The 12588-nt window shown below is 54.2% G+C and carries 11 protein-coding genes and 1 pseudogene; 8 read left to right on the forward strand and 4 right to left on the reverse strand.

Going from position 1 to position 12588, the window contains the following annotated elements; all coding sequences use genetic code 11:
• The first annotated feature begins 95 nt into the window (after window positions 1–95).
• Window positions 96–1229 (forward strand): class I SAM-dependent methyltransferase, encoded by a 1134-nt coding sequence (locus tag VOI14_RS11155; RefSeq protein WP_323752130.1) that lies wholly within the window; start codon window positions 96–98, stop codon window positions 1227–1229.
• 9 nt (window positions 1230–1238) lie between these two features.
• Here the strand turns inward: VOI14_RS11155 and VOI14_RS11160 are convergent, their stop codons facing one another.
• On the reverse strand, window positions 1239–1847 hold the full coding sequence (locus VOI14_RS11160) for a riboflavin synthase subunit alpha (RefSeq protein ID WP_416361414.1): 609 nt from the start codon (window positions 1845–1847) through the stop codon (window positions 1239–1241).
• The gene (locus VOI14_RS15635) at window positions 1771–1941 is read right to left on the reverse strand and encodes a twin-arginine translocation signal domain-containing protein (RefSeq protein WP_416361412.1); all 171 of its coding nucleotides are present in this window, start codon (window positions 1939–1941) and stop codon (window positions 1771–1773) included. Before VOI14_RS15635 ends, VOI14_RS11160 begins: the two co-directional genes overlap by 77 nt.
• A 74-nt stretch (window positions 1942–2015) precedes the next feature.
• Between VOI14_RS15635 and VOI14_RS11165 the strand changes: the two genes are divergently transcribed.
• The 5 genes from VOI14_RS11165 to VOI14_RS11185 all read left to right on the forward strand — a co-directional run bounded on the left by VOI14_RS11165 (window position 2016) and on the right by VOI14_RS11185 (window position 6207).
• A complete protein-coding gene (locus VOI14_RS11165; RefSeq protein ID WP_323752132.1) occupies window positions 2016–2873 on the forward strand; it encodes a hypothetical protein in 858 nt (285 codons plus the stop codon).
• 60 nt (window positions 2874–2933) lie between these two features.
• Window positions 2934–3611 (forward strand): TetR/AcrR family transcriptional regulator, encoded by a 678-nt coding sequence (locus VOI14_RS11170; RefSeq protein ID WP_323752133.1) that lies wholly within the window; start codon window positions 2934–2936, stop codon window positions 3609–3611.
• A 91-nt stretch (window positions 3612–3702) separates the two neighbouring features.
• Window positions 3703–4167, forward strand: a complete 465-nt coding sequence (locus VOI14_RS11175) for a L,D-transpeptidase family protein (protein WP_416361415.1) — start codon at window positions 3703–3705, stop codon at window positions 4165–4167.
• Between the two features lie 23 nt (window positions 4168–4190).
• Window positions 4191–5438 (forward strand): mechanosensitive ion channel family protein, encoded by a 1248-nt coding sequence (locus VOI14_RS11180; RefSeq protein WP_323752135.1) that lies wholly within the window; start codon window positions 4191–4193, stop codon window positions 5436–5438.
• On the forward strand, window positions 5383–6207 hold the full coding sequence (locus VOI14_RS11185) for an S-methyl-5'-thioinosine phosphorylase (protein WP_323752136.1): 825 nt from the start codon (window positions 5383–5385) through the stop codon (window positions 6205–6207). Before VOI14_RS11180 ends, VOI14_RS11185 begins: the two co-directional genes overlap by 56 nt.
• On the opposite strand, the gene VOI14_RS11190 is transcribed toward VOI14_RS11185, so the two are convergent.
• Both VOI14_RS11190 and mfd read right to left on the reverse strand, forming a co-directional pair.
• Window positions 6194–6952 carry a CsiV family protein gene (locus VOI14_RS11190; RefSeq protein ID WP_323752137.1) on the reverse strand — a complete coding sequence of 253 codons (759 nt, stop codon included), beginning with the start codon at window positions 6950–6952 and terminating at the stop codon, window positions 6194–6196. The genes VOI14_RS11185 and VOI14_RS11190 overlap by 14 nt on opposite strands.
• Before the next feature lie 20 nt (window positions 6953–6972).
• Window positions 6973–10506: a transcription-repair coupling factor gene (gene mfd / locus VOI14_RS11195; protein WP_323752138.1), complete on the reverse strand. Its 3534-nt coding sequence runs from the start codon at window positions 10504–10506 to the stop codon at window positions 6973–6975.
• 250 nt (window positions 10507–10756) lie between these two features.
• On the opposite strand from mfd, the gene VOI14_RS11200 reads away from it, so the two are divergent.
• Both VOI14_RS11200 and VOI14_RS11205 read left to right on the forward strand, forming a co-directional pair.
• Window positions 10757–12160 carry a glyceraldehyde-3-phosphate dehydrogenase gene (locus tag VOI14_RS11200; RefSeq protein WP_416361416.1) on the forward strand — a complete coding sequence of 468 codons (1404 nt, stop codon included), beginning with the start codon at window positions 10757–10759 and terminating at the stop codon, window positions 12158–12160.
• Window positions 12161–12389: 229 nt separating this feature from the next.
• A pseudogene (locus tag VOI14_RS11205) lies at window positions 12390–12588 on the forward strand (NADH:ubiquinone reductase (Na(+)-transporting) subunit A); the annotation flags it as partial.

The raw sequence follows: 12588 nt of genomic DNA on the forward strand, positions 1-12588 counted from the left end.
GGTTTTCGGCGTGAACAGGGCTAATTTAGGTTTTTTTTCTAGAGTAAACAGCCTAAAAACGTCATTTACGACAAATTAGTGATCGGATGCCTGAGATGACAACTGAAGTACTCGAAATCGCCGGCCAGTGTTTGGTACTGAAAAGGCCGGGTAGCGAAGCCTCAAAGTTGAGGGCATGGGATGCCGCCGATGAATTGCTTCTTGATGAAGCGGTGCAACGCCTGAGTCCGGAAGATCGTGTTCTTGTGGTTGATGACGCCTTTGGCGCTTTGACCCTCGGCTTGGCCGATTACGCTCCGGTTTCAGTCGCTGACAGCGCGACACTGAAGCACTCTCTTAAGGCTAATGCGCTCCAGAACGTGACCTTGCAGGCGCCATCCGAGCCGGGCAGTTGGCTGAATCCGCCAGCGGGGCCCTTTGACCTTATTGTGATGCGAATTCCACGACAGGCCGAGTATCTGGCTTGGCTGCTTCGTTGGGTGAATGGTCAACTGGCAGAAAATGGCTGTTTGCTGGCGGGGGGCATGATCAAACACCTTCCAGAACGTAGTGTGGATGTGTTTTCTGCAGCAGTAGCCACGGAGGCTGTGCTCCCCGCCAGAAAAAAAGCTCGGGTTGTTGTGTGCCGCCGGGGCAGCGAGACACTGGAACACTGGTCGGCTACTTGGAAGGGTTATGAGCAACAAGGGCTTCCAGCTCGGGTAGAAGCCATGCCGGCGGTGTTTTCGAGAGAGCGGCTGGACATTGGCACCCGTGAATTGTTGCCGCTGGTTGGGCCAGCGGTGCACGCCCTGAAGCCAGGGGGCCGGGTGCTTGATCTCGCCTGTGGGAATGGTGTTCTGGGCCTCACCGCGCTGGCATGCAGGGCGGACATTGCCGTCGAGTTCAGCGATGTCTCCAGTCACGCGATTGCCAGTGTCCGGAAAAACCTGAAACACAGTGGTTTTCTCGAACGCGCGGAACTGCACCACAGTGATGGTCTGGCAAGTGGTAGTGGCGAGTATCAGTTGATCTTACTGAACCCGCCTTTCCATGAGGGCGGTGTCGTGGGGGACCACATCGCATTGAAGCTGTTCAGTGACGCAGCTGAGCATCTTGCTTCAGGCGGTCGAGTCTTGATGGTAGGCAATCGGCACTTGGGCTATCACCGCACGCTGACACGATACTTCCGGACGGTGGAGCAGCGGGCTGCAAGCCCGCGCTTTGTGGTGTTCGAAGCGTCGTTATAATCGCGCAGATCAAATGGCTGGAGCAGGGTGGTCGTAACCCATGCGCGCCAGAGTGTCGACGATCGTTTGTGTCTGGCTGTCCACCTCGATATTCACCAGTTGGTCCTGTTCAATGGTGCCGAACGTCGTTGCCCGGAGCGTTTCAGGAATCAAATGTACGTTGAAACGGTTAGCTTCGACCTCGCCGATGGTCAGGCTGGCACCATTGATGGCAATGAATCCCTTTGGAAACACGTATTTTACCCAGCTTTCCGGTAGTTCAAACCACAGCGTGACGTTGTTTTCGGTTCGAACTATTTCTGCCAGTTGTGCGGTGGTATGTACATGCCCGCTCAGCAAGTGTCCGCCAATCTCATCGCCAATCCGAGCCGCCCTCTCGAAATTCACTGCGTCTCCAGCCTTAAGGGCTCCCAGCGTTGTCAAACGCAGAGTTTCCTGCATCGCATCGAAATAGAGTTGTGGGCCGTCCTGCCTTGTTACCGTCATACAGGTGCCGTTAATGGCGACAGACGCTCCGATTGTTACGCCGTGTACTTTGTCTTCAGGAAGCTTGATGACAAGGGTATTCAGGCCTGGGGCTGTGTGGATCTCTACGACTTTGGCAATGCCCTGAACGATACCGGTAAACATAAACCGTCTCCTGAAGTGCGATGAATGCCGAAAGGATACCGGTGGCGGTGGCGGTTGCCAAGAAGCTGCGGCGGCTGACCACATCGACCGTTGCTCAAGTTGTAACGCCTATGGCCGATAAACCCACTAACCAAAGCATTTAATAGTGGGAATCTCATGGCAGAAGATGCCGCAACAACCTTAGCCAGTGGCGCTGATACTCCACCTGCTCAGCTCCGAGCTGGCAGACCGGCCGATCCTGTCGTACCTGAGCAAGGGGAGCGCGGCGAGGGAACGGAGACGACGCTGTCGGAGAAGGTGCCTGCAACAGACGGGGAGCAGTCGTCCGCTCAGCCGGATGCGGACGAAGAGGGTGAGCTGGATGTCGAGCAAAGCCGAGCCCAATCGGAACAGCGGAATCTCAGATTATTGCTGCGACAGTGCGACCGAGTGTTGTTAATGGACTTCGAATTGCTGTCGATGTCAGATTGGCCTGATAACTACTCGTTGGCACAGGCTCGGCGGAGTCGCGACTTGTGGTTGTTATCTGCCTTGGTTGCGGCTGCTGTTTTTCTATGCGGGCTGACAGGGTTCGTGCCGGCATGGGTTGCAGGCGGGGGCTTCGGGGGGGGCGTGATTATTCTTCTGTTAGGCGTGCCGTTTATTCGACGGATCTATACCAACAAACCCTCCTACCTGGATTTGATACTGCAACGTCAGCGAATGCTGAGTGATGCCCGCAAACATGTGGCGCACCTGGAGGGCGACGACGGGTTGGTTTGGCAGTGCGCCCGAATGGCTCGGTACAACGCAAGTTTGCGACATAGCCGATTCAGCGACATGATCCGGTTGTCAGAGCAGGGAGTCTTGCCGAGATACCTGACGAAGCGCGAGCACCTGCGTCTCTATTTGATCTATATGCTGGAAGCCGAAAGAGCATACAGCGAGGTCCAGCAAGTGTTTTTTGAGGGGAACCAGTTGGCCATCGATAAGGGTTGGCAAGACGTCGCAGCAGCTCCCGAGCCCCGAACTTGACATTATTAGCGTTCAAACGTATGTTTCAAACAGACGTTTGCTAGAGGCGCTAATATTAAGATGGCACAGTCAGATACCGTAGATCGCATTCTTGATGCAGCTGAAGAGCTCTTTGCGGAGCGGGGTTTCTCAGAAACTTCCCTTCGCATGATTACTAGTAAGGCTAACGTAAATCTGGCTGCAGTCAATTACCATTTCGGCTCGAAGAAAGCGCTGATTCATGCCGTGTTTGCTCGGTTCCTGTCGCCTTTTTCTGTGACACTCGAGACCGCTTTCGACGAGCTGGAGCAACGATGCAAGGGCAATCCCCCGACATTGAATGAAACGCTTTGGGCCCTGACCGAAAGCGCGATTCGCATGCCTCAGCGTAATGAAAAGGGCATTTCCATCTTTATGCGTTTGCTTGGTCTGGCCTATACCCAATCTCAAGGGCATCTGCGTAAGTTTCTGGAGCAGGAATACGGTGAGCCGTTTGGCCGCTTTATGCATCTCCTGAAAGAAGCAACGCCAGAACTGTCTGCTGTGGATCGTTATTGGCGCATCCAGTTTATGTTGGGTGCAACGGCGTTTACCATGTCCAGCAGTGATGCTTTGATCGATATCCTGGATAACAAACTGGGTGTTCAAGCGTCCGTTCAGGAAATTGCCGCTCGCCTGGTACCGTTCCTAGCAGAGGGTATGAAGGCCCCCGATAAGCTGCAGGGACCGCCGTCTCTTGCGGGCACTACGGTTGCCTGAACTCCCCGCCCTCAGGTAGGCTTCCCTCTGGTTCTCGCCCGAGGGAGTTTACTCTTTGAATGCCCCATGGCCCGAACGGGCGCATATTCATATTTCTCTCGCTGACCAGACTCTCAGAGTGCTGTCGGATGAGGGGGCAGTATTGGCCCACTATCCTGTATCCACAGCGCTCAACGGCGCTGGAGAGCAAGATGGCAGTGGGTGTACGCCCCGAGGTAAGCATTATATCCGTGCGCGAATTGGTGACGGCCAGCCGCTGAGGGCCGTGTTTCGTGGGCGCCGGCCAACCGGAGAGATACTTACGCCTGAGCTTGCGGAAGCTTACCCCGAACGCGATTGGATTCTTACTCGTATCCTTTGGCTGTGTGGTCGGGAGTGGGCGTATAACCGCGGTCCCGGTGTCGATACCTTCCGGCGTTTCATATACATTCATGGAACACCTGATACTGAACCTATGGGTATGCCAATGTCACATGGGTGTGTGCGGATGCGTAATAAGGATTTGATAGAATTGTTCGAGCGTGCGCCGTTGGGTATGCACGTGAACATAGAGTGAGTTGACGAGCCCAGAGGAACAGGATGATCGGAAATATCTTGCGCATAATGAACGATTGGATTGACCAGTTCGGAATGCTTACCGAAGGTTGGCGTGCTGGCATCCTGATTTTTATGGTGGTGTTGGGCACGGCGGTTGTGGCCTTCCTTGTAAGTCGTGTTGTTTTATATCTCGAGAACAAATTCAGCCATACCAGAAATCTCTGGGATGATGCGGTTTTGCACGCTTGCCGACGCCCCTTGGTGGCGTTTATCTGGTTGCAAGGGGTGTATTGGGCCGCCGAAATTGCCCATCACTTTTCCGATGCCGATGTATTTACGGCCAATGAGACCGTTCTGAAAATTGGTTTCATGTGGGTCGTCGTTTGGGCTCTGTTCGGGCTGGTGAAGGAAGTCGAGAAAGTCCTGGTTTCTCCGGTCAAAATGCGCAAACCCATGGACTTCACCACGGTGAATGCCATCAGTAAATTGCTTCGTGCTGTCATCGTTATTACGGCAGTGCTAACGGCTTTGCAGACTCTGGGCTTTAGTATTTCAGGTGTTCTGGCCTTTGGTGGTGTAGGTGGTATTGCCGTTGGTTTTGCAGCAAAAGATCTGCTGGCTAACTTTTTCGGCGGTTTTATTATTCATCTGGATCGACCGTTCAAAGTGGGGGACTGGATCCGCTCGCCCGACCGGAACATTGAAGGCACGGTGGAACACATTGGTTGGCGCCTGACGACCATTCGCACTTTTGATAAGCGGCCACTTTACGTTCCGAATGCCGCCTTTACCGTCATTGCAGTGGAAAACCCTTCACGCATGACCAATCGCCGGATTTCGGAAAACATAGGCATTCGTTATGCCGATGTGCAGTCGATGAAAACCATTGTCGATGACATTCGTGACATGCTGAAAAACCACGATGAGATTGACGCCAATCAGACCTTGATCGTGAATTTCCTGGCTTTCAACGCCTCCACCCTCGACATCATGGTTTACACCTTCACCAAAACAACGGACTGGGTTCGCTTTCATGGCATTAAAGAAGATGTGCTGTTGAAGATCAGTGACATCATTGAAGGGCATGGTGCAGAAGTCGCGTTCCCGACGCGCACATTGCATCTGCCGGATGCTGTAGCTGTAAGCAACCAAGACGCGCAGGACAAAGACGAGAAGCGCGGCAAAAAAGCGGCACGCCAAGGCTCGGATTACGAAGCAAATCAGGGTGAGGCGCATGCGCGTGACCAAAATGCAGATTCCGGTGATGGAGGCGGTGCAGATGGGGATTAATCGTCCTGTTGGGATTGTTGGTGGTACGGGGCTGACAAAGCTGAGCGAGTTACAGATCCTGGGCAAAGAAGCGGAAGCCAACCGCTGGGGTGAGCCTTCTGATGTTTTGGTGAAAGGCGTTCTGGGTGAGCAGCCCGTGGTGTTTTTGGCGCGCCATGGTAATCCGCACCGGATACCGCCCCACCGGGTGAACTATCGGGCCAATCTACAGGCGCTTTACGATGCAGGCGTTCGAACCGTAGTGGGGGTTAATGCCGTCGGCGGAATTCATCAGAACATGGGCCCTGCGCATGTGGTGGTTCCGCATCAGCTGATTGATTACACCTGGGGGCGTGCAAGTTCCTTTTTTGAAGACGATCTTGAGCATGTAACCCACATTGATTTCACTCACCCCTATGATCACGAGGGTCGGACTCTGCTAATTGAATCAGCCGAAGCATTGGGGCTCGAGTTTTCTGATTTCGGGGTTTATGGCGCCACACAGGGCCCGCGACTGGAAACGGCTGCGGAAATTCGCCGGCTTGAGCAAGATGGTTGTGATTTAGTGGGAATGACGGGCATGCCAGAAGCCGTTCTGGCCGCAGAGCTAGGCATGCGTTATGTGTGCTTGGGCTTGGTGGTGAACTGGGCGGCCGGAAAGTCTGATCACATTATCACAATGGATGAGATTGAGGCGGCCATCGAGCAGGGCATGACGGGCGTCAAGCGTATATTGGAGTGCTCAATGGCCAAGTTGGGCGAGTTGGAACCTCTACCTACAGCTTCCTGAAAAACACCAATACGCCGATAGTGGGGGAATCGATAAAGTGGATTTCCTCGCTGCGCATGCGGCGGGTTTCTTTGATCCAGGTAACCAGCTCCGCAGGAATAGGCTCTGCCATGACTGGTTGGGTGTTTTCAGCCATTTCAGCAATGGATGTTTCGGCCTCGGTTTCGGCTGTTTCTGCAGTGCTGGCTGTTTCAGCGGCCGGCGTGCTGACTTCGGGTGCGGGGCCGTCTTGCCAGTGGTTCAGGTGAACGCCCACATGCAGGTAGCGTTTTCGGTCAATTTCAATATGCCCTTCAACGGCGTTTTGCTGTGCACCGGTTAGCCAGTCCCCAATGGCTACTCTCATGGGCGAGCCATTGTAGTTCGGCGGGAAACGCTGATACCAGCCGGTTGCAGCCAAAACGCGGTAGTCACCGCTGTTTTCCAGGCGGCTGGCTGCTCGTCCCAAGTAAAGCTCATTTCTGCCGGCGAGCCTCAGGTCCGAGGTGCGGCGCCCATCAGCGTCTTCAACCCAAAGCGATTTCGTTGTGGTAAGGGCAGGCTCGGGCTGCTTGCCTGCCATCTGTTCCTCGATAGTTGATGGATCAACCAACCGTTGAAGTATGACAATCTCCGCCCGATAGAAGTCTTTTCGACCCTCTTGTGCCTGAGCGCCTGTCGCCGGCAGGAGAGTGAATGCAAGGGCCAGGGCGGCACCTGTCAGCATCGGTTTAGAACAGCGTTTTGTGGCTTGCAAGTGTCTCACTCCGGCTTAATCAGGTTGGTTCAAGAAGCCTTGGCTTTTGTCTCTTGAGGGCCAAGCTCGGTCAGCATGGCTGCGATGGCGTCAAGTTTACCACTGGTTGAGTCATCATTCAGCCGGAAGCGGAAGCTGTTGGCGCCTTCAAGCCGGAAAGCGTCCGGTGCGGATTGCACTTTTTTAACCAGAATCAGCGGGTCAACTGGCGTGCTGGCACCAAACTCGAAACGCACCCATTCCTTGCCAGCGTCCACTTTATCAATGCCCCAGGCTTCGGCCATGAGGCGAAGCTGGGTTTGGCGTACAAGGTTTTTGGCGGGTTCCGGTAATAATCCGAAGCGATCAATCATTTCTACCTGAAGTTCTTTTAATTCGGCCTCGTCTTTTACGCTGGCGATGCGTTTATACAGCATCAGGCGGTTGTGAACGTCGGGCAGGTAGTCCTCGGGAATGATCGCCGGAATACGAAGGTTCATTTCCGTGCCATGACTCAGTGGCAGTTCCGCATTGGGCGTGCGGCCTTCGCGAATGGCCTTCACGGCTTCGTCTAGCAGCTGCATATAAAGCGTGAAGCCAATGCTTTCGATCTGGCCGCTTTGTTCTTCACCCAACAATTCACCAGCGCCTCGAATTTCGAGGTCGTGGGTGGCCAGCATAAATCCGGCACCAAGATCTTGAGCTTCTGAAATGGCGTCCAGGCGCTTCTTGGCATCGGTGGAGATGCTTTTAGGTGGAGGCGTTAATAGGTAGGCGTACGCCTGGTGATGCGAACGGCCAACCCGGCCACGTAGCTGGTGTAGCTGGGCGAGGCCGAATTTGTCCGCGCGTTCAATGATAATGGTGTTCGCGCTAGGTACATCGATACCGGTTTCTACAATGGTGGTACACACCAGAACGTTGAAGCGTTTGTGGTAGAAGTCCGACATGACCTGCTCAAGCTGGCGCTCCCGCATTTGGCCGTGGCCAACACCCACCCGCGCTTCCGGAATGAGTCGTCGAAGATCTTCCGCGGTCTTCTCAATGGTAGAAACGTCGTTGTGAAGGAAGTAAACCTGACCGCCCCGGAGGATTTCTCGCAGAATGGCTTCTTTCACCATAGCCTCGTCGCGTTGGCGCACGAAGGTTTTTACCGAGAGCCGTCGCGCGGGTGGGGTGGCGATAATCGACAGGTCCCGAAGGTGCCCCATGGCCATATTCAGGGTTCTCGGGATCGGTGTGGCGGTGAGGTTGAGCATGTCGACCTCAGCACGCAGCGCCTTCAGCTTCTCTTTTTGCTGAACGCCGAATCGGTGTTCTTCATCAATAATCACCAAGCCCAGATTTTTGAACTTCACGTCACCCTGCAGCAGTTTGTGGGTGCCGATTACGATATCAGCCTTGCCTTCTTCGATGGCCGTCATGGCTTTGTTGGTTTGAGTGCTGCTTCGGAAGCGGCTTAGCAGTTCGATGGAAACCGGTGTATCGGAGAATCGGTCCCGGAAAGACTCATAGTGCTGTTGGGCCAGCAAGGTAGTAGGCACTAGCACGGCGACCTGCTTACCGGACCAGGTGGCTAGAAAGGCTGCGCGCATGGCGACTTCGGTTTTGCCAAAGCCGACATCGCCGCACACCAATCGGTCCATAGGCTGCTCGCTGGTCATGTCTTCGAAGACAGCCTGGATGGCAACTTGCTGATCAGGTGTTTCTTCAAACGGGAAGCCCGCGGCAAAGGCGCGGTAGGCTTCTTTCGGGTCTTCGAATTGGAAGCCTTTTCTGGCCTCCCGGCGAGCGTACACGTCCAGCAGTTCAGCGGCGGTGTCACGGATTTTTTCTAGCGCTTTTTGCTTGGCGTTGCTCCAGCGGTCGGTGCCGAGTTTATGCAGCGGTGCATGTTCTTCATCGGTGCCGGCGTAACGAGAAATCAGGTGTAAGCTGGAAACAGGTACATACAGCTTTGAGCCGCCGGCGTATTCCAGCGTTAGAAATTCATTGGATTCGCCGCCGGCACTGATGGTTTCCAAACCTTTGTAGCGACCCACGCCGTGGTCGATGTGAACGACGGGCGAGCCAATCCTGAGTTCGGACAGGTCTCGGTAACCGGCGTCATCCACTTCGGTTGGTTTTTCCCGGCGTCGCCGTTGCAGCACTCGCTCACCGAACAGCGCGGTTTCAGTGATCAGGGCCAGATTCTGGTCTGGCAGCAACATGCCTTGTTCCATGGGGGCAATGGTTATGGCCAGACCGATGTCGTTTTGGTCGAGAAAATCCTCCCAGCTGATCACCGTGCTCAGTTTGAGCTTTTGGCTTTCGAGGTTTTCAATCAGCGCTTCGCGCCGTCCTGAAGACTCGGCGCAAATTAATACGCGGCCGGGGAAGTCGTTGAGGAAGCGTTTTAGTCGTCCCGCTGGATCGGCTGCGCGGCCGTCCATGGCGATATCGGGTAGTGCATCTGCCGTACAATTAGCAGTGCCTGCGCCTGTTGTTGGCTCTGGGCTGCAGGTAACTCGAGGGTAGCGCTTGAGTTGGCCGAATACTTCATCTTGTAAAAGAAAGAGTTCGGCGGGCGGCAGGATAGGGCGCAATCGATCGTGCCGGCGGTCTTCGTGGCGTGCTCGGGTCTCGGAATCGAAGGCTTGAACAGCATCGTTCAAACCGTCAGCAGTGAAGACCAGTGTTGATGCGGGCAGATAGTCAAAGAGGGTCGCCGTTTCGTCAAAAAACAGCGGCAGATAATATTCAATACCCGGTGGTGTGATGCCGTTGCTGACGTCCTGGTAGACCGGTGAATCTCTATCAGAGTGGGGGAAGTGTTCAAACCACCGGTTGCGAAACCCGGACCGTGCTTCTTTGTGCCAGGGGAATTCGTGGGCGGGTAACAACTCAATCTGCTCGATACGGTCGATCGAGCGCTGCGTTTCCGGGTCGAAGGTTCTCAGTGTTTCAATTTCGTCGTCGAACAGGTCGATCCGATAGGGCAGGTTGGAGCCCATGGGGTAGATGTCGAGAATCGCGCCGCGAACCGCGTATTCACCGTGCTCGTAGACATTTTCGGCGTGGTGATAACCAGCAGCTTCCAGCTGCAAGCGCCAGTTATCTATGTTCAGTGTCTGGCCGGTTTTGAGCAGCAAGGTGTTGCCTTGCAAGTAGCTGGGCGGCGCCAGCCTGTGCATCAGCGTGCGTGCCGGGACAATCAAAATGCCATGATCGGTAGTGGGCAGGCGGTGCAGGGTGCGAATACGCCGGGAAGTGATGTCCTGATGCGGCGAGAAAAGGTCGTAGGGTAGGGTTTCCCAGTCAGGTAGCGATAACAGTTCCACCCCGTCTTCAGTGATTGTCGCTCCGTCTTCCTCTGGCGGAAGGCTCAGGAAAAACCGAACCGCTTGCTCCAGTCGAATAGCGTCGTCGGTACTTCGGGTCACCACCAACGTCAGGCCTTTGTGGCTTCTTGCGCTCTCGCAGATCGCAAGAGCGTTACTGCAGCCCTGTAATTGACCCCATTTGCGATGGTCCGATGCCTGTGATGGCGCTGCGGGCGCGATCAGCTTGGTGTTTGCGGGGGTGTTGGCTGAACCTTTAGGCATGGGCTGAGGGATCTCCTGAATTGACGCGACCGGGAACCGGAAGCCGGTATTCTATCGCTGGTGGATTACAGTGTCATGGTTGAAGCGCGCAAAGCGGATATTCAAAGCTATTTGCCGTAAGGCTCGTTAAGTTGGATAATGTGCGCCTCAAAATTACTCCCCTGTGCTAAACGAGGTTTCAACCGTGAGTCACGACAAGATCAACCAGCATCTGTCCAACTGGACTGAACGAGAGTCCACCGCGGAAGCCATGATTCCGCTGATCGGCCGTCTTTACCGTAAAAACAATGTAGTTACATCCGTTTACGGTCGTTCGATCATCAATCAGTCTGTGATCGCTATCCTGCGGGCTCACCGTTTTGTTCGCCAGGTTGAAGACAGTGAGCTGTCTGTGCATGACACCATGCCGATTCTGGAAGAGATGGATAAGCTGAATCTGGGCCGTGCCCACGTTGATATCGGCAAGCTCGCGGTCAAGTTCAAAGAGGAAGGTGGTGACCTCGTTGAATTTCTGAAGCGCGAGATCGGGTCGATTGTTGGCGAGTACGAAGCTCAATCCGAACAAGACGCAAACAACGACACTAAAGACGTGGTTCTCTATGGCTTCGGTCGTATTGGTCGTCTTCTGGCCCGTATCCTGATCGAAAAAGCGGGCGGCGGTAACAATCTACGTCTGCGCGCTATTGTCGTGCGTCAGGGTGGTGCCGAGAACGACCTTGAAAAGCGTGCCAGCTTGCTGCGTCGTGACTCCGTGCACGGGCCTTTCAACGGTTCGATCACCGTCGACGAAGAAAATTCTGCTCTGATCGCTAACGGTAACTTCATTAAAGTGATCTACTCTGGCGGTCCGGATCAGGTGGACTACACCGAATACGGCATTGATAACGCCATTGTTGTCGACAACACCGGTATCTGGCGTGATGAAGCTGGCCTAGGTTTGCACCTGAAATCTAAAGGTGTTAGCCGGGTTATCCTGACTGCGCCGGGCAAAGGCGACATTAAGAACATCGTATACGGTATCAACAGCGATTGGATCACCGAAGAAGACAAAATCCTGTCTGCCGCTTCTTGTACCACTAACGCTATCACCCCCGTGCTGAAGGCCATTAATGACGAGTTCGGTATTGAAGATGGTCACGTTGAAACGGTGCATTCTTACACGAACGACCAGAACCTGATCGACAACTATCATAAAGGTAGTCGTCGCGGCCGCAGTGCTGCACTGAATATGGTTATTACCGAAACCGGTGCGGCTAAAGCTGTTGCGAAGGCTCTGCCTGAGTTGAAGGGTAAGTTGAGCGGCAACGCGATTCGTGTTCCGACTCCGAACGTGTCCATGGCCATTCTGAACCTGAACCTGAAGTCTGACGTAGACGTGGAAAAGGTGAATGAATATCTGCGTGAAATGGCTCTTCACTCTGAGCTGCAAAAGCAGATCGACTTTGTGAACTCTCCGGAAGTGGTTTCCTCCGACTTTGTAGGCTCGCGCCACGCGGGCGTGGTAGACGCGCAGGCGACTATCGCTAACGGCAAGCGCCTGATTCTGTACGTATGGTACGACAACGAATTCGGCTACAGCGCTCAGGTTATCCGTTGTGTTAACCAGATGGCTGGTGTTGATTATCCGATCTTCCCGAAGCGCACACGCGACTAAGGTCGTAGATCTATTCGCTCAAGACGGAAAGACAAAGCCCCGGTAACGAGAGTTGCCGGGGCTTTGTCGTATTTTATGGCACCAAAAGCATTTGGGTTACCGGTGGAAATAGGTTCCCTTAATCTCTATAATTGGCGCGATTTTGGGTGTGTCTTGCTCCGCGGTACGTTGAACAGGAGTTGGGCGTTTAATAATCCACAGAATAGTTTCTGATGACTGGATGAGGCTAATGATCAAGATCAAAAAAGGCCTGGATCTTCCCATCAGCGGCGCTCCCGAACAGACCATTACCGATGGCAAACCGATTCGCCACGTGGCGCTTATTGGCTTTGACTATCACGGCATGAAGCCGACTATGGCTGTGAAAGAAGGGGACCGTGTTAAGCGCGGTACGCTGCTGTTCACGGATAAGAAGACCGAAGGCGTTC

Origin of the sequence: Marinobacter sp. (assembly GCF_034669625.1) — a bacterium.
GTDB lineage: Bacteria > Pseudomonadota > Gammaproteobacteria > Pseudomonadales > Oleiphilaceae > Marinobacter.

Excerpts from the sequence above, each read along its gene's own strand:
- VOI14_RS11200 (WP_416361416.1), top strand. The coding sequence starts at position 10,757 with ATGATTCCGCTGATCGGCCGTCTTTACCGTAAAAACAATGTAGTTACA.
- VOI14_RS11170 (WP_323752133.1), top strand. The coding sequence starts at position 2,934 with ATGGCACAGTCAGATACCGTAGATCGCATTCTTGATGCAGCTGAAGAG.
- VOI14_RS11165 (WP_323752132.1), top strand. The coding sequence starts at position 2,016 with ATGGCAGAAGATGCCGCAACAACCTTAGCCAGTGGCGCTGATACTCCA.
- VOI14_RS11155 (WP_323752130.1), top strand. The coding sequence starts at position 96 with ATGACAACTGAAGTACTCGAAATCGCCGGCCAGTGTTTGGTACTGAAA.
- VOI14_RS11185 (WP_323752136.1), top strand. The coding sequence starts at position 5,383 with ATGCGCGTGACCAAAATGCAGATTCCGGTGATGGAGGCGGTGCAGATG.
- VOI14_RS11180 (WP_323752135.1), top strand. The coding sequence starts at position 4,191 with ATGATCGGAAATATCTTGCGCATAATGAACGATTGGATTGACCAGTTC.
- mfd (WP_323752138.1), bottom strand. The coding sequence starts at position 10,506 with ATGCCTAAAGGTTCAGCCAACACCCCCGCAAACACCAAGCTGATCGCG.